Origin of the sequence: Kiloniella litopenaei (genome assembly GCF_000982415.1) — a bacterium.
Taxonomy (GTDB): domain Bacteria; phylum Pseudomonadota; class Alphaproteobacteria; order Kiloniellales; family Kiloniellaceae; genus Kiloniella; species Kiloniella litopenaei.
The window spans coordinates 227,321-244,870 of the sequence record NZ_LANI01000004.1; the positions used below are offsets into that span (position 1 = coordinate 227,321).

Annotated in this window: 16 protein-coding genes; all 16 read left to right on the forward strand. The window is 46.4% G+C overall.

Translation table 11 applies throughout. The features are described 5' to 3' along the window. Positions 1–7: 7 nt before the first annotated feature. The 16 genes from WH95_RS07475 (at position 8) to rseP (ending at position 17,521) form a co-directional block, all read left to right on the forward strand. Complete coding sequence (locus WH95_RS07475; protein ID WP_046505107.1) at positions 8–1,693, forward strand: ribonuclease J; 1,686 nt, start codon at positions 8–10, stop codon at positions 1,691–1,693. Between the two features lie 13 nt (positions 1,694–1,706). Further along, the gene (gene mce, locus WH95_RS07480; protein WP_046505110.1) at positions 1,707–2,111 is read left to right on the forward strand and encodes a methylmalonyl-CoA epimerase; all 405 of its coding nucleotides are present in this window, start codon (positions 1,707–1,709) and stop codon (positions 2,109–2,111) included. A gap of 18 nt (positions 2,112–2,129) precedes the next feature. Further along, on the forward strand, positions 2,130–2,372 hold the full coding sequence (locus tag WH95_RS07485; protein WP_046505112.1) for a DUF1467 family protein: 243 nt from the start codon (positions 2,130–2,132) through the stop codon (positions 2,370–2,372). A 103-nt stretch (positions 2,373–2,475) separates the two neighbouring features. Beyond that, positions 2,476–2,940 carry a hypothetical protein gene (locus tag WH95_RS07490; RefSeq protein ID WP_046505114.1) on the forward strand — a complete coding sequence of 155 codons (465 nt, stop codon included), beginning with the start codon at positions 2,476–2,478 and terminating at the stop codon, positions 2,938–2,940. 172 nt (positions 2,941–3,112) lie between these two features. Next, positions 3,113–4,432 (forward strand): proline--tRNA ligase, encoded by a 1,320-nt coding sequence (gene proS / locus WH95_RS07495; protein WP_046505117.1) that lies wholly within the window; start codon positions 3,113–3,115, stop codon positions 4,430–4,432. Positions 4,433–4,458: 26 nt separating this feature from the next. Next, the gene (locus tag WH95_RS07500; RefSeq protein ID WP_046505119.1) at positions 4,459–5,703 is read left to right on the forward strand and encodes a lipoprotein-releasing ABC transporter permease subunit; all 1,245 of its coding nucleotides are present in this window, start codon (positions 4,459–4,461) and stop codon (positions 5,701–5,703) included. Then, positions 5,696–6,376 carry an ABC transporter ATP-binding protein gene (locus WH95_RS07505; RefSeq protein ID WP_046505121.1) on the forward strand — a complete coding sequence of 227 codons (681 nt, stop codon included), beginning with the start codon at positions 5,696–5,698 and terminating at the stop codon, positions 6,374–6,376. Before WH95_RS07500 ends, WH95_RS07505 begins: the two co-directional genes overlap by 8 nt. A gap of 189 nt (positions 6,377–6,565) precedes the next feature. Beyond that, positions 6,566–10,051, forward strand: coding sequence for a DNA polymerase III subunit alpha (dnaE, locus tag WH95_RS07510; RefSeq protein WP_046505124.1), 3,486 nt, complete (start codon positions 6,566–6,568; stop codon positions 10,049–10,051). Positions 10,052–10,270: 219 nt separating this feature from the next. Then, positions 10,271–11,095, forward strand: coding sequence for a 30S ribosomal protein S2 (gene rpsB, locus WH95_RS07515; protein WP_046505127.1), 825 nt, complete (start codon positions 10,271–10,273; stop codon positions 11,093–11,095). Positions 11,096–11,191: 96 nt separating this feature from the next. Further along, complete coding sequence (tsf, locus tag WH95_RS07520) at positions 11,192–12,118, forward strand: translation elongation factor Ts (RefSeq protein WP_046505130.1); 927 nt, start codon at positions 11,192–11,194, stop codon at positions 12,116–12,118. A 177-nt stretch (positions 12,119–12,295) separates the two neighbouring features. After that, entirely contained in the window at positions 12,296–13,012 is a 717-nt protein-coding gene (gene pyrH / locus WH95_RS07525) for a UMP kinase (RefSeq protein WP_046505133.1), read from the forward strand. Between the two features lie 32 nt (positions 13,013–13,044). Beyond that, positions 13,045–13,587 (forward strand): ribosome recycling factor, encoded by a 543-nt coding sequence (gene frr / locus WH95_RS07530; RefSeq protein WP_046505134.1) that lies wholly within the window; start codon positions 13,045–13,047, stop codon positions 13,585–13,587. Positions 13,588–13,613: 26 nt separating this feature from the next. Continuing rightward, the gene (locus WH95_RS07535) at positions 13,614–14,330 is read left to right on the forward strand and encodes an isoprenyl transferase (protein WP_046505136.1); all 717 of its coding nucleotides are present in this window, start codon (positions 13,614–13,616) and stop codon (positions 14,328–14,330) included. After that, positions 14,293–15,117, forward strand: a complete 825-nt coding sequence (locus tag WH95_RS07540; protein WP_204247737.1) for a phosphatidate cytidylyltransferase — start codon at positions 14,293–14,295, stop codon at positions 15,115–15,117. Before WH95_RS07535 ends, WH95_RS07540 begins: the two co-directional genes overlap by 38 nt. Positions 15,118–15,197: 80 nt before the next feature. Then, the gene (locus WH95_RS07545) at positions 15,198–16,319 is read left to right on the forward strand and encodes a 1-deoxy-D-xylulose-5-phosphate reductoisomerase (protein WP_046505431.1); all 1,122 of its coding nucleotides are present in this window, start codon (positions 15,198–15,200) and stop codon (positions 16,317–16,319) included. A gap of 113 nt (positions 16,320–16,432) precedes the next feature. Further along, complete coding sequence (rseP, locus tag WH95_RS07550) at positions 16,433–17,521, forward strand: RIP metalloprotease RseP (RefSeq protein ID WP_046505139.1); 1,089 nt, start codon at positions 16,433–16,435, stop codon at positions 17,519–17,521. Positions 17,522–17,550: the final 29 nt, after the last annotated feature.

A 17,550-nucleotide genomic window follows, 5' to 3' on the forward strand; every position in this document is an offset into this window, starting at 1 on the left:
GTAAGAAATGCGTAAAGCGGTTGTCGCTAAAAAAGACGAACTCTTTTTTCTGCCCCTTGGGGGGACAGGCGAAATTGGGATGAACTTGAACCTCTATGGCCATAACGGTAAATGGCTCATGGTGGATTTAGGGATTTCCTTTGCTGATGGAGCAAAGTATCCGGGGATTGATGTGATCATGCCGGATCCAACCTTTATTGAAGAGCAGAGGGAAAATCTTGTTGGTCTGGTTCTGACCCATGCGCACGAAGATCATATCGGTGCTGTTCCTCATCTATGGTCTGATTTGCGTTGTCCGATCTATTGTACGCCTTTCACCAAATCAATGGTCTATTCCAAACTGGTTGAAGCAGGTATCGAAGACGAAGCCGAGATCACGGTTATTCCGGTTGCAGGCAAATTTACAGTTGGTCCCTTTGAAATTGAATTGGTGTCCATGACCCATTCTATTCCGGAACCGGCTTCTTTGCTTATCAGAACCGCTTGCGGGACGGTTTTCCATTCCGGTGACTGGAAGTTTGATCCAGAGCCTCTGGTTGGGCCGCACTATGATAAAAAGCGTCTTCAGGCTTTGGCTGATGAAGATATTCTGGCGATGATCAGTGATTCCACCAATGTGATGTCTGCCAGTGAGTCCGGTTCTGAAGCATCTGTACGCAACGGACTTGTTGACGTTATTTCAAAATGTACAGGCCGTGTCGCCGTGACGTGTTTTGCCAGTAACGTCGCACGGGTTGAATCGGTTATGAAGGCAGCTGAGATTTGTGGTCGCCGGGTTGTCTTGCTTGGGCGCTCTATGCACCGAATATATGCTGCGGCGCGTGAAAACGGTTATCTGAAAACTGTCGCACCGCTTCTGTCCGAGGATGAGTTTTCCTATATGCCCAAGAGCGAGGTTCTTGTACTTTGTACGGGTAGTCAGGGGGAACCACGCTCTGCGCTGTCACGCTTGTCAAAAGACGGCTTCAAGCATGTCTATCTGGAAGAAGACGATACTATTATCTTCTCGTCCCGCATAATTCCGGGAAATGAGACATCAATTTTCAGACTGCAAAACAATCTTTCCGAATTGGGTGTGCGCGTGATCACGGATCGGGATGAACATGTTCATGTATCCGGCCACCCGGGGAAAGAAGAAGTTCGCAAGCTTTACGAGTGGGTACAACCCAAAGTTTCTGTGCCGGTTCATGGTGAAGCAAGACACCTGCGCGCCCATGCCAAGCTGGCTGCTGAATGTGGTGTTCAAAATCAGATCGTGGCGAAGAATGGGGACCTTATTCGATTGGCCCCCGGGAAAGCAGAGAAGGTCCAAGAAATAGATTCCGGGCTTCTTGCCATAGAAGGCCGTCGTCTTATTCCAATTGATAGCCCGATTATCAAAGCACGTCAGAAAATGATGTATAACGGATCGGCAGTTGTTTCGCTGGTTATTGACGAAGCAAACAGGTTAGCGGATACACCTCAACTGACTGTTCAGGGAATTCTCGATCTTGAGGAAGAGTTTGAGGATTTTGAAGATGTTGTTGACTATCTGAGAGATATTCTTGGTACACTCAAGAAATCTGAAATGAAAAATGACGCGATTGTTCGCGAAGTTGCCATTCGTGCTGTTCGGCGTCACTTTAACAAAATTTATGATAAGAAGCCTGTAACGGATGTACATATTATCCGTTTGGCTTCCTATCTGGATTAAAGGGAATGTTTCTATGATTGGTCGTTTGAATCATGTTGCGATTGCTGTACCGAATTTGAATGCAGCAGTTGCTCAGTATCGTGATGTTCTAGGGGCAGAAGTAACCGAAGCCGTAGATCAACCTGATCATGGTGTGACTGTTGTTTTTGTCAATCTTCCCAATACTAAAATAGAGTTTCTTTATCCATTGGGTGAGAGTTCTCCCATTGCCAATTTTCTGGAAAAGAACCCTGCGGGTGGTATTCATCATATCTGCTATGAAGTTGATGATATTATTGCCGCACGGGACAAGCTAAAGGCAGAAGGCGCAAGAGTACTTGGGGATGGTGAGCCTAAAATAGGGGCGCATAACAAACCAGTCCTTTTCCTGCATCCAAAAGATTTTTGTGGAACCCTTGTTGAGCTGGAACAGGCTTAGGTTGAGAGAGAATTAAAGATGAACTGGGTTACGGGTATTCTTGTTTACGTTATTATTTGGTGGTTGATATTTTTTATGGCGCTTCCTTTTGGCGTTAAAGCTGAAGAGAACCCCGAGGTCGGTCACGAACCGTCAGCACCTAAAAATCCGATGCTTTGGCGCAAGGCTCTTATTACCAGCGCCATCGCAGGTGTTCTGTGGGGCGTTGCTTATTATGTCATTACCAACAAATTGATCTCAATTGGTGAGCTTGCCTATTAGTCAGAGATGGCACGTAAGAAAGCATTATAGATTTATAAACGGCCTGTTGATATTATTGTTAGCAGGCCGTTTTTTTGACTCATTTTCTTAATATGGTGTGATAATGCCTTGTTATCATTATTTATATGCACGGGTTTTTCTTCGATTTTTGGCAATGATGTCCATGTTGTCCTTGGGCATGATCGCGGCTGCACATGCGGAAGTAAAGTCATCGGAAGATGGTGTGATCACGATTGAGGAAGAAGATTGTCGCCGTTTGATGTTGCATCATCCAAACGATGATGTTGCCTATACGCCGGGAGTTACCAAAAGAGGCAAAAAAGTTGTTCCGGCCGATTTGAATGCACAGCCTATTGTTCTGCCAGAAGTTATTCGAATTCCAATTACTGTTGATATGTTTGAGCGTTATAATATCCCTGCCAACAAAGCGAATTTTGAAGCAAACGCAGAAATCGGTGTTGTTGAGGTACACAAAAATGGGGAGGCCTTTTTCAATGGCCAGCGGCTTCAAAGCGAAGAACAGAGAGAGTTATCCCTGAAGTGTCAGGAAATATTAGACAGCAAGTAGTTTTGTCGTTCTTGCTCGATATCTTGAGAAGCTTAAATTTCATAGGAAAAGCTTGTTCTTCTGTCATGGACAAGTGCCATTTCATCCCATATATATGACCGCATACATTTCAGCCTTATAGCTGAATTGTTCCTTATTTATTATTGATCTCATAGCATTTCAGGATATCCAGATGCGCCTTTCTGCTTATTTCCTTCCAACACTGAAGGAAAACCCAACCGAGGCACAGATTGTCTCTCACCGTTATATGCTGCGTGCGGGCATGATCCGTCAGGCCACATCTGGAATTTATTCTTGGTTGCCGATGGGCTTGAAAGTCCTTCGTAAAGTTGAGCAGATAATCCGCGAAGAGCAAAACCGGGCAGGGGCACAGGAAATTCTGATGCCGACTATTCAGCCTGCTGATCTTTGGAAAAAATCTGGCCGTTATGATGATTACGGCAAAGAAATGCTGCGCATCGAAGATCGCCATGGCCGCGATATGCTCTATGGGCCAACCAACGAAGAGATGGTCACAGAAATCTTTGCCAATGCGGTGAAGAGCTACAAAGATCTGCCGAAGAACCTTTATCACATACAGTGGAAATTCCGGGATGAAGTTCGTCCGCGTTTTGGTGTGATGCGTGGTCGCGAGTTCTTTATGAAAGATGCCTATTCTTTCGACATTGATTTTGAATCGGCCAAAGCCGCATATAACCGGATGTTTGTGTCCTATCTGCGAACCTTTGAACGTCTGGGATTGCGGGCCATTCCAATGGCTGCTGATACAGGCCCAATTGGTGGTGATCTCAGCCACGAATTTATTATTCTGGCTGATACAGGTGAGTCCGAAGTCTTCTGTCATTCTGACTTCTTGGAAAAAGTATCACCTTCTGCGGATGTTGACTACAGTGGCGACCTGCAGCCGATTGTCGATGACTGGACAAGCATCTATGCGGCAACGGATGAGATGTACGTGAAAGAAGACTTCGAAGGTTCTGTTCCTGAAGACAAGAGAATGCAGTGCCGCGGTATCGAGGTTGGGCATATCTTCCATTTTGGCACAAAATACTCTGAGCCAATGGGGGCTTATGTCCTTAACAGCGAAGGTGAAAACGTTCCTGTCTTTATGGGTTCATATGGTATCGGCGTTTCCCGTCTCTTGGGCGCAATAATCGAAGCCAGCCACGATGAAAACGGTATTATCTGGCCGGAAGCTGTGGCGCCTTACAAGGTTGGCTTGATCAATCTGAAAGCCAAAGACGAAGACTGTGCCAAGGCGTGTGATGATCTCTATCAGAAGTTTAATGCCGCTGGTGTTGATTGCCTTTACGATGATCGCGATACCTCAGCTGGTGCCAAATTCAAAGACATGGATCTGATCGGTTTGCCGTGGCAAATGGTTGTTGGACCACGTGGCCTTAAAAATGGCGTAGTTGAGTTGAAAAATCGCAAGACCGGTGAGAAAGAAGAGCTAACATTGGAAGCTGCGCTTTCTAAATTGGGCCTTTAGGATTTAGACGGGAAGAGAGATAGTTGATGGTTTTTGGTGCTTTTGAGCGCATGGTGGCCTTACGCTACCTCCGTTCCCGTCGTAAAGAAGGATTTATTTCTGTTATCGCGGGCTTTTCCCTTGTTGGTATTGCCCTGGGCGTTGCGACCCTGATTATTGTTATGGCCGTGATGAACGGGTTTCGCCAGGAGCTTCTTGGACGCATACTCGGGGTTAACGGTCATCTGGCCGTTGTCGGTGTTCAAGGTGATCTGGTCGATTATGAAACCATTGCGGAACGTGTCAGTGCCTTGTCCGGCGTAACCAGTGCGACCCCTCAGGTCCAAGGGCAGGTTATGGTGACGGCAAGTGGGACAGCTACCGGCGGTTTGGTACGCGGTATGGCCCCAAAAGATCTCAAGGCACGCAAGCTGATCGCGGAAAAGATTGTTGCCGGATCACTGGATAACTTTACGGGCGATAATGTTGTTATTGGCGAACGCCTTGCCAGAAGTTTGCGCCTTGGTGTCGGGGATAAAATTACCCTGGTATCGCCGAACAGCTCTGTCACTGTATTCGGGTCTATTCCGCGTCTCAAAGCCTATACGATTGCAGCACTTTTTGATATCGGCATGTACGAATACGACAGCAGTTTTATCTACATGACACTTGATGCCGCGCAGATCTTTTTTGAATTGCCTGAAATGGTAAACACGATTGAGGTCTTTGTGGATAATCCTGATCTGACCAATGTGGTGCGCCGCGATATTCACAATGAAATTGGTACGGGGATTGTCACACGGGATTGGCAGCAAAGTAACGCCAGTTTCTTTAATGCCATTCAGGTCGAACGTAATGTTATGTTCCTGATTCTGTCGCTTATTATCCTTGTTGCGGTTTTTAATATTGTTTCCGGTCAAATTATGTTGGTGAAGGACAAGGGGCGGGATATTGCCATTCTCAGGACAATGGGTGCAACCCGGGGAATGATCCTCAGGGTTTTCTTCCTGAGCGGTGCGTCCATTGGGGTGATTGGGACGCTGGCTGGCTTTGTTCTCGGTCTGTCTTTCGCTGAGAATATCGAAACGATCCGGCAGTGGCTGGAAGGCTTGTCGGGAACTAATCTTTTTGATGCCGAGATTTACTTCCTTTCCAAGCTTCCGGCTGTTGTTGAAACGTCTGAAGTTCTTCAAGTGGTTGGTATGGCGCTGTTCTTTTCTTTTCTTGCCCCGATTTTTCCGGCATGGCGTGCCGCACGTTTAGACCCTGTGGAGGCAATTCGCTATGAGTAAGGAAATGAAAGGCCTGTCCCTTGTCGGTGTGAACAAGACCTATAAACAAGGGGCCAAAGAGCTTCATGTGCTTAATGATGTCAGCTTTGATATCAAGCCGGGGGAACTGGTTGCGCTGATTGGCCCTTCCGGGGCGGGAAAATCAACGCTGTTGCACAGTGCGGGGCTTTTGGAAAAGCCTGATAGCGGCGACATTCTGGTTAATGGAACGCCATCGGCTTCCCTGAACGATAAAGACAGAACAGCCCTGCGTCGTGATACCATTGGCTTTGTTTATCAATATCATCATTTGCTCCCTGAATTCTCGGCAGTAGAAAACGTTATCCTGCCGCAGATGATTACCGGACTGTCCCGTAAAAAAGCACAAAAACGGGCCAGCGAACTTCTGGAGACTGTCGGCCTTGGTGAACGTATGGTTCATCGCCCAGCCGAACTTTCTGGTGGTGAACAACAGCGCGTTGCAATTGCACGCGCATTGGCGAATGCGCCGTCTGTTTTATTGGCCGATGAGCCAACAGGTAATCTGGACCCGGAAACAGCAAATAGAGTTTTTGAACTGCTTCTAAAGCTTGTTCGCTCTGTCGGTCTTACAGCTTTGATTGCAACGCATAATCATGAATTGGCGGGACGCATGGATCGTGTGCTTCATTTTGAGAATGGTAAAATTCACTAAGTTTATTTTTTAAATCTTTATGTTGTGAATGCAGTTTATGCATCTGTTTTTAAAATAAAATTATTGAAACTTATAGGAACTCGATGCCGAATGGTGTCGGGTTTTTATTTTGCCTTTTTCAAGCAATCTGGAGTATGACTGATCCTGAAATTTTTGCGTTACAGTTTTATTTAGTTTGAGAGTTTCTTTATGGCGTATGCTGACTTTGTTCATCTTCGGGTTCATACAGCTTATTCCCTTTCCGAGGGTGCTATTAAGGCTAAGGAACTTGTCGAGCTATGCCAGAAACATGATATGCCCGCTGCTGCCATTACGGATAGCAGTAACATGTTTGGGGCGCTTGAATTTTCACTGACTGCCAAAGGTGCTGGCGTCCAGCCAATCTTGGGGACCCAGTTGATGATTGCCCGCCCTGATGCGGACAAACGAACCGGTGCCATTGTGCCCGAGCCGGATCAGTTGGTGCTCATTGCCCAAAATCAAAAGGGCTATATGAATTTGATGCACCTGATTTCTCATGCCTTTATGGAAACCGAAACAGGTTTGACGCCACAGGTTACGCTGGTAGATCTGGAACGGTGTAATGAGGGGTTGATTGCTCTCAGTGCAGGTCCCAAAGGGGCTGTTGGCCGTCTGTTGTTGGAAAACAGGGATACCGATGCCGAGGCTGTTTTCACGCAATTGGCGGGTATTTTTCAGGGGCGTTTTTATGCGGAGCTGATGCGCCACGGTCTGGCGGAAGAACAGGCGATTGAGGATCGTTTGATTGATCTTACTTATAAACACAACGTACCACTGGTCGCGACAAACGAAGCCTTCTTTGCCGCTGACGATATGTATCTTCCGCATGATGCCCTGATTTGCATTGCAGAGGGTGCGTATGTTTCCCAGAGTGAACGTCGTCGGCTGACGTCTGAGCATCGGTTTAAATCCGCTGATGAGATGAAGAGGCTTTTTGCTGATATACCAGAGGCTATTCAGAACACTCTGGTGATTGCGCAGCGTTGTTCATGGTTTGTCGAGCCGATTGCACCGATCCTGCCGCCGTTTGATACCGGGGACGGTCGCTCTGAAACAGAAGAGTTACGTCATCAATCCGAAGTCGGACTGGAAGATCGTCTCGAAAAGCACGTCTTTACGTCTGACATGGATGCCGCAAAACGCGAAGAGATCGCAAAACCCTATCGTGATCGTCTTGATTACGAACTGGGGATTATCGAACAGATGGGTTTCCCCGGTTACTTTCTTATTGTTGCCGACTTCATTATGTGGGCCAAAGACCACAATATCCCGGTTGGTCCCGGGCGTGGATCTGGGGCGGGGTCTGTGGTGGCCTGGGTTTTAACCATTACCGATCTCGATCCCTTGCGCTGGGGATTGCTTTTCGAGAGGTTCCTGAACCCGGAACGTGTTTCCATGCCTGACTTTGATGTGGATTTCTGTCAGGACAAACGCGATCAGGTTATCACCTACGTACAGGATAAATACGGGCGGGATAAGGTCGCGCAGATTATTACCTTTGGTAAGTTGCAAGCGCGGGCGGCTTTGCGTGATGTCGGGCGCGTTTTGCAAATGCCTTACCCGCAGGTAGATCGCCTGTGCAAGCTTGTGCCGAATAACCCTGCCAAGCCGACCTCATTGCCAGAGGCAATTGCACAGGAACCTCAGCTCAGGGAAATGGCCAGAACGGATGAGACTGTCGATAATCTTTTGAATATAGCGCAAAAGATCGAAGGCTTGTTCCGTCATGCGTCAACCCACGCTGCTGGTGTCGTGATCGGGGACCGACCGCTTGATCAGCTGGTACCGCTCTATCGCGATCCGCGTTCAGATATGCCTGTGACCCAATTCAACATGAAGTTTGTTGAGCAGGCCGGGTTGGTGAAGTTTGATTTTCTTGGTTTGAAAACCCTGACCGTTTTGGAGCGCGCTTGCGAATTTATCCGATCTGCGGGAACGCCGATTAATCTGAGTGAAGTGCCTCTGGACGACAAAGCCTCTTTCGATTTACTGGGGCGGGGTGACACCGTTGGGGTGTTTCAGTTGGAATCCACGGGGATGCGCGATGTGCTCAAGCGCATGAAACCTGATAGATTCGAAGATATTATCGCGGTGGTGGCCCTTTACCGTCCGGGTCCAATGGAAAACATTCCAAGTTACATTCTTCGTAAAAAAGGCGAAGAAACCCCGGATTACATGCATCCCTTGATCGAGGATATCCTGAAAGAAACTTACGGGATCATGATCTATCAGGAACAAGTGATGCAGATCGCGCAGAAGCTTTCCGGCTATTCATTGGGTGGTGCGGATTTGTTGCGTCGTGCGATGGGTAAGAAAATTCAGGCGGAAATGGACGCGCAGCGCAAGATCTTTGTTGAAGGTGCTGTGAAGAATGATGTGAAAGCCGAAAAGGCCGATGAGATTTTTGATCAGGTCAACAAGTTTGCCGGCTATGGTTTTAACAAAAGTCACGCCGCGGCTTATGCACTGGTTGCCTATCATACAGCTTATCTAAAAGCGAATTATCCTGTGGAGTTCATGGCGGCGACCATGACCTATGATATTTCAAATACAGATAAGTTGAATATTTTTAGACAAGAGCTGTCTCGTCTTGAAATTCCGTTACTGGTGCCGGATATCAACAAGTCCTATGCAGAGTTCATGGTTGAAACCATGGATGATGGTAACAAAGCGGTTCGCTATGCGATGGCTGCGGTTAAAAATGTTGGTGAGCAGGCCATTGAAAACATCACTAACGAGCGTAATGAAAATGGTCCCTTCAAAGACCTGACTGATTTTGTTGGCCGTGTCGATTCAAAGACGATCAATAAACGGCTTGTTGAAAACCTCTCTAAAGCGGGGGCCTTTGACAGTTTGTCACCCAACAGGCAACAGGTTTTCCTGGGGGCGGAGAATATTGTTCGCAACATTTCTGCCGCGGCACAGGAGCGAGAGAGTGATCAGGTTAACCTCTTTGGGGGCGAGGATAATACGACCATGATTGATCTGGCGTTGCCGAAGGTGCCGGACTGGCCTGATCTGGAAAAGTTAAAACATGAGTTCGATGCGATTGGCTTTTATCTCTCTGCGCATCCTATTGACACCTACACTCAAATCCTAAAGCGGTTGCGCGCCGTTAATGTTGCAGAGGCTATTGACCAAACAAAAAAATCCAAAGGGCAGGGTGGCCCCCTTAAAATCGGGGCCATTGTTGTTGGTAAACAGGAACGTATTTCCAAGAAGGGATCCAAGTTTGCCTTTGTGCAGATTTCGGATGCTCATGGCACAATTGAGGCAATGGTTTTTTCCAATGTGTTGCTGGCCAGTCGCGAAATTCTGGAAAGCAATGTCCCGATCTTGGCAACCCTGACCGGGGAGATTAAACCCGGCGATGATGAACCGCGATTTCTTCTTCAGGCCGTCACACCACTGGATGACGCAGCTTCCCTTACGGATACAGGCCTCAAGTTGTATATAAATTCGGATAAGCCATTAGAACCATTGAAAACGATACTGGATAATCACGCTGTAAAGGGACGGGGTCGCATATCTGTTGTTCTTGGTTTGAAAGATGGTCAGGAACTGGAATTGGAACTGCCAAAGGGCTATACAGTTTCGCCTTCTATTCGTCAGGCAATCAAAGCAATAGAAGGCATCGATCTGGAAGAGGTTTAATGCCAGTTATTTCGTACTTTTTATGATATAATTGTTATGAATGCATTTATGGGTGAGAAAAGACTTGCATCCTTTGCTATAGAAGAGTATCACCCGCAACATCACTAAGACAACACGCAGGTCTAACGAGAACAGTTTGTTCGTCGTTTCTGGTGTTTCCATCCTGGATGGAGATTACGGCCTGCGGAAGTTTAACCGGAAGAGAAAAGGTTTTATTCTATGGCGCTTCCTACATTTACAATGCGTCAGCTTCTAGAAGCTGGTGTTCACTTCGGTCACACAACCCGTCGTTGGAACCCGAAAATGTCTCAGTACATCTTTGGTTCACGTAACGGTATCCACATTCTTGATCTTGAGCAGAGCGTACCAATGCTCCACAAAGGTCTTGCCTTTACACGTGAAGTTGTTGCCGGTGGTGGTCGCGTTCTGTTCGTTGGAACAAAGCGTCAGGCAAGTGAGAAAATGGCTGAAGCAGCAAAACGCTGTGGTCAGTACTATGTTAACCATCGTTGGTTGGGCGGAATGCTGACTAACTGGAAAACAGTTTCTAACTCTATTCGTCGTCTGAAAGAGCTTGATGAGCGTCTTGAAAACGATCAGGCTGGCCTGACTAAAAAAGAACTTCTTAATCTTACTCGTCAGCGCGACAAGCTAGAGCGCGCTCTTGGCGGAATTAAGGAAATGGGTGGTATTCCTGATGTGATCGTTGTTATCGACACAAACAAGGAGCACCTTGCAATTGCTGAAGCGGCGAAATTGAAAATTCCTGTTGTTGGTATCCTTGATTCAAATTCTGATCCAGCTGGTATCACGTTCCCAATTCCAGGTAACGATGACGCCATCCGTGCGATCAGCCTTTACTGTGATCTCTTTGCCGACGCGGTTATCGATGGTCTTCAGGAAGAGTTGACTGCTTCTGGTGCAGATATCGGTGCTTCTGAAGAGGCTCCTGCCGAGCAGCTGCCTGAAGAAAATGCTGCTGAAGAGGCACCTGCTGCTTCTGAAGAGAAAGCTTCTGACGAAGCTGTTGCTGCCGAAGCTTAAGCTGTTCGCAAATGAACAATTGGAACGGCGGCTCCTATGCCGCCGTTCTTGTACTTGTGTCTATGTTGATATTTAATTTCTGAAAAGAGATAGAAAATGGCCCAGATTACTGCTGCTCTGGTTAAAGAACTCCGGGATCAGTCCGGTGCCGGCATGATGGATTGTAAAAAAGCCCTTGCCGAAACTGATGGTGACTTAGAAGGAGCCGTTGATTGGCTTCGTAAAAAAGGCCTTGCTGCCGCTGCTAAAAAAGCTGGCCGTGTCGCTTCTGAAGGTCTTGTTGCTGTTTCTACAGATGGTGCCAAAGGTGCTGTTGTAGAAGTTAACGCTGAAACAGACTTTGTTTCCCGTAACGAACAGTTCCAGTCTTTTGTTAAAGCTGTTGCCCAACAGGCACTGACTGCTGGTGGTGATGTTGAAGCGCTTGCAAATTCCGACTACCCTGGCGGCGAAGGTACTGTTGCTGACGTTTTGACAAAAAACATCGCAACTATTGGTGAAAACATGAGCCTGCGTCGCACAGCTTCTTTGGAAGTTAGCGAAGGTGTTGTTGCTTCTTACATCCACAACCAGACTGCTCCTGGTCTTGGTAAAATTGGTGTGTTGGTTGCGCTAGAATCATCCGGTGATGCGGCCAAGCTTGAAGCATTTGGTAAGCAAGTAGCGATGCATGTTGCTGCTGCAAACCCACAGGCGCTTGATCGTGATTCTGTGGATGTTGCTGCTCTTGAGCGCGAGAAAGAAGTTCTTTCTGATCAGGCGCGTGCTTCTGGCAAGCCTGAAGAAATTATCGAAAAAATGCTCGTTGGTCGTCTTCGTAAGTACTACGAAGAAGTCTGTCTGCTAGAGCAGGGCTATGTTATCGACGGTGAGAATTCTGTCGGTAAAGCTGTTGAGCTTTTTGCTAAAGAACTTGGTGCTCCTGTAAAGCTAACTGGTTTCGTACGTTTCCAGCTTGGTGAAGGTATCGAGAAAAAAGAAGAAGACTTTGCTGCTGAAGTTGCTGCGACACTCGGTAACTAAGTAAATCACGAATTTGGCCGCGATCTGTTCTTTCAATAGAGAGAGCGATCGGGGCCATTTTTGTATTCAAAATCACTTGCTTCCACTATGATTGTCTTTTTTCGAGCACATTTTTACGCTAGAAGAGTGTTCTGATAATTGGATGATTTGGTATCGCAGTGGACAAAGGAGATCTCTGTGACAGACGCACCCAAATATAAACGTGTTCTTTTAAAGCTTTCTGGTGAAGCACTAATGGGGAATGGCCAGTTCGGTCTTGACCCTGAAACAGTCAATCAGATTGCGCACGATATTAAAGAAGTCGTCGATATGGGCGTTGAGGTTTGTGTTGTTGTCGGAGGTGGGAATATCTTCCGCGGTCTTTCCGGTGCGGCTGCTGGTATGGAGCGTTCAACTGCGGATTATATGGGGATGCTCGCAACGGTGATGAACTCTCTGGCGATGCAGAATGCGCTGGAGCAAATCGGGGTTGAGACCCGTGTCCAGACAGCTATTCCGATGGATACTGTTGCTGAACCTTACATACGCAGACGTGCAGAGCGCCACCTGGATAAAGGCCGTGTGGTTATTTTTGGCGCTGGTACAGGTAACCCATACTTTACGACCGATACGGCTGCCGCGTTGCGCGCCTCGGAAATGGGATGTGAGGTCTTGTTGAAAGGTACCAAGGTTGATGGTGTTTATTCAGCAGATCCTGTAAAAGATCCAAGCGCAGAACGTTTTGAAACTCTTTCCTATAAACGTGTCTTTACAGATGATTTAGGTGTTATGGATCATTCTGCTATTGCGCTGACACGGGAAAATAATATACCGATTATTGTGTTTTCTATTTATGAAACTGGTTCTTTCGCCAAAGCTGTTGGTGGCGAAGGCTGTTTTACTATTATTAAATAAGAAGGGGATAGGCTGTGTCGCAAGATGCCCTCATGAAAGATTTATCACGTCGTATGGATGGTGCGCTTGAAGCACTGAATAAGGAATTCACCGGCTTGCGGACAGGGCGTGCTTCTATTGCACTTCTCGATCCTATTATGGTTGATGCCTATGGCGCTTCTATGCCTCTTAATCAGGTTGGAACTGTTACAGTGCCTGAATCCCGTATGCTTGCGGTACAGGTGTGGGATAAATCAATGGTTGGCGCCGTTGAAAAAGCCATCAGAGAATCTGGCCTTGGGTTGAACCCGTCCCCTGATGGACAGCTTGTTCGCGTTCCGATCCCACCGCTTTCTGAAGAGCGTCGTAAAGAGCTGACGAAAATTGCGGGTAAATATTCTGAACAGGGCAAGGTCGCGGTTCGAAATGTTCGACGCGATGGCATGGAAGCCCTGAAGAAGATGGAAAAAGATGGTGAAATCTCTCAGGATGAAATGCATAGCTGGGGTGATGATATCCAAAAGATAACAGATGCTCATATCAAAAAGATTGATGAAGCAACTGCGCAAAAAGAAGAGGAGATCATGCAGGTTTAAAACTGCGTGATTGTTCTGATTTAGCGATGACAAAGGGAATACCAAAACATATTGCCGTCATAATGGATGGGAATGGGCGTTGGGCTAATGCAAGGCATCTGCCCCGGGCATTTGGGCACCGTAAAGGCGCCGAAGCTTTACGTGAACTACTTAAGTCTGCAATTAAGATTGGTATTCCCTATATGACTTTTTACAGTTTCTCGTCTGAGAACTGGAATCGTTCTGAAAGTGAAATCAATGATATAATGGGATTGTTGCGCAGGTACCTGCAAAGTGAATTGGCAACATTCCACAAGGCTGGTATTCGCCTAAAGGTCATCGGGGATCGTTCCAGGCTTGCCGCAGATATTGTTCGGCTGATCGAAGATGCCGAGGTGCAAACCTGCGACAATACAAAGATGACAGTTGTCATGGCTTTGAGTTACGGCGGGCGACAAGAGATTGTTGAAGCAGCAAAAGCGATTGCTCGTAAAGTTGAAAATGGCGACCTGAATAGCGACGAAATTACAGAGACCTGTTTTGGACAAGAGTTGTATACATCAGAGATACCCGATCCAGATCTTCTTATTCGCACCAGCGGTGAAATGCGTATAAGCAATTTCCTGTTATGGCAGCTTGCCTATAGTGAAATGGTTTTTGTTGAAAAATACTGGCCTGATTTTTCTGAAAAAGATTTGATCCAGGCTATTGAGGAGTACCAGAAACGTGAACGACGTTATGGATCCGCAGCCGAAACGGCCTAAAAAAAGCGACCTTCTTGTCAGGTCGCTTTCTTCTATAATCCTTGGTCCGCCTGTTCTTGCTGCTGTTTATCTGGGGTCTCCCTATAGCGACGAGCTTATCGTCTTGTCCGGCCTTATTCTTGCCTGGGAATGGGCTTCGCTGTGTTATCGACGCAAGATTGAAGCACCGGGGTGGTTTCTTGTTGTTTCTATCACCGGGTTATTGACCCTTAGTGCTTTTGGGTACACTGACTTTTTTGTGCCGGCGCTTCTATCCTGCGCTATTATGCTTTACCTATATACGCGATTTGCCAATCGGAAGTCTGATCTAGCATTCTGGCTGACGCTAGGGCTAGGCTATCTTTCGGTCACTACATACTCGTTGCTCTGGTTGCGAAATAGCTCTGGAAACGGTTTTGAAATTGTTCTCTGGATTTTACTTGTTGTTTGGTCGACGGATATCGGCGCGTATTTTTCTGGAAAATCGATTGGCGGGCCCAAGATAGCGCCTGGTATAAGCCCCAAAAAAACATGGGCTGGATTGATTGGTGGAATGGTTTCTGCTGCCCTTATTAGTTATGTGTTTGCAGAATTTACAGGGCTTTATAATCCTCTTATCCTAGGTCTTTCCGGGGCAGGTTTGGCCGTTATTTCTCAAATGGGTGATTTTTTTGAATCCCATATCAAGCGCAGGTTTGACGCAAAAGATTCAAGTAACCTGATTCCTGGTCATGGCGGTTTGTTTGATCGGGTCGATGGGCTTCTGGCTTGCGCGCTTTTGGTTTTTCTTATTCATATTGTGTATTAAGCTAATCGTAATAATGTGCGTTGATCAAACACACGCCGTCTCAAGGTAAGGGTGCTGTAGTGAAAAAATCTATAACTGTCATGGGCTCTACAGGTTCAGTTGGCACCAGCACCGTCGACTTGCTAAAACGATCGCCAGAATTGTTTAATGTTGAAGCTTTAACTGCAAATAGAAACGTTGATTTACTTGCGCAACAAGCCGTTGAGCTCAACGCGAAAATGGCTGTTGTTGCTGATGAGGCGGCGTATAAAGACCTTAAATCCGCCTTATCCGGTACAGGTATTGAAGTTGCTGCTGGTGCAGATGCATTACTGGACGCAGCTGAACGTCCATCAGATCAAGTGATGGCGGCGATTGTTGGCTTTGCTGGTCTGGCGCCGACTTTAACGGCGATAAAACGTGGGGCGACCATACTTCTTGCAAATAAAGAAGCACTTGTTTGTGCTGGTGATTTAATGGTTGAAGAGGTCTCTAAGAACCAGGCGACGCTTCTACCTGTGGACTCAGAACATAACGCTATATTCCAAGTTTTTGATTTTGAGAATAAATCTGGTATCGACCATATTACCCTGACCGCTTCTGGCGGGCCCTTTCGCTGTTTTTCATTACAGGAAATGGAAACTGTGACCCCACAGCAGGCTTTGGCTCATCCTAATTGGGATATGGGTGCCAAAATTTCTATTGATTCTGCAACAATGATGAACAAGGGGTTGGAGCTTATTGAAGCGGCTTATTTGTTCGGTTTGTCAGAAGATAAGATAAAAGTTCTAATTCATCCGCAATCTATTATTCATTCTACGGTTAGTTATATTGATGGATCTGTACTTGCCCAGTTGGGTGATCCGGATATGAGGACGCCTATAGCCTGTGCACTGTCTTGGCCTGAAAGAATGAAAGCGCCCGTTAAACAGCTTGATTTGGCAGAAATATCTAAACTTACTTTCGAAACTCCGGATCATCAAAGGTTTCCAGCTCTTGATATTGCCAGAGAAGCATTGCGTGAGCACAAAACCATTGTGTTTAATGCGGCAAATGAAGTTGCTGTAGAGGCTTTTTTACAATCAAGAGTATCTTTCTTGGGTATTTCAGATCTTGTTGGAAAAGCGGTTCATACTTTTGCTTCAGCTAACAAAATGACACTGGAAGCTGTTCAAATGCTTGATCAGGAAGTTCGTGATTGGAGCAAAGCTCAGATTAATTAACTGATTTGCGTGATTTGTTCTGCAAAAAAGCTTTTGAATAGGGAGGCAAACGGCTAATATGCCGTGCTTCTTAGGCAACGTGATTACATAGCGAAGGTTACAAGATTTATCTAATGGGATTTATTATACCACTTCTAGCATTTTTAGTGCTTTTAACCATCCTGGTTTTCTTCCACGAGCTCGGACATTACTGGGTTGCGAGAAAGAATGGTGTAAAAGTGGATGTTTTTTCCGTCGGTTTTGGCCCTGAACTGTTCGGGTTTAATGATAAAAATCAAACACGTTGGAAATTCAGTGTTATCCCGTTGGGCGGCTATGTAAAGATGTTTGGTGATGCTGATGTCACCAGCTCAACATCTAATGGTAATTCCGATTTATCTCCGGAAGAGCTATCAACAACCTTTAAGGCTAAATCTGTTGGTCAGCGCGCTGCGATTGTCGCTGCTGGACCAATCGCTAATTTCATTTTGGCAATTGTTCTTTTAACGGGTCTTTACAGCTTTGTGGGGCAACCATATTCCGCGGCGGTCGTTGCTAAAGTCATGGAAGGTAGTGCTGCTGAAGTAGCAGGGTTTCAAGCCCAAGATTTAATTGTAGAGGCCGCAGGAACTAAAATTGATCGCTTTGAACAGCTACAGAGGCTTGTTCAGCTGGGGTCAGGTGATCCTATTGATGTTGTTGTCGAGAGAGATAGCCAACTTCTTAATTTGACAGTTCAGCCAAAAGTGGATGTTTACACTGATCATAATGGCCGGGAAGCTAAACGGTGGTTAATTGGAATTTTAAGCGATAGGTCATCCTTAAAAACGCATGGTTTTTTCTCTGCTGTTGGTGCAGCCGTTGTTGAGACCTATGATGTCTCAATCGGGACTTTTAAAGCCATCGGGCAAATGTTTACTGGACATCGTTCTGTTGAAGAACTCGGTGGACCAATTCAAATTGCCAAGATGTCTGGTATGGCAGCTGAAGCTGGATTAGAATATTACATTGGTCTGATGGCAATGTTGTCTATCAATCTGGGGCTTTTGAATTTGTTGCCCGTTCCAATGTTGGATGGCGGGCATTTACTTTTTTATATGATTGAAGCCGTTTCAGGAAAGCCATTAAATGAACGTGCTCAAGAATATTGTTTCCGAATTGGGCTGGCTCTGGTATTGAGCTTAATGTTATTTGTGACCTGGAACGATTTATGGATTATATAGGTCGTTCTAAATCTGCTTGTGAAGTCAAG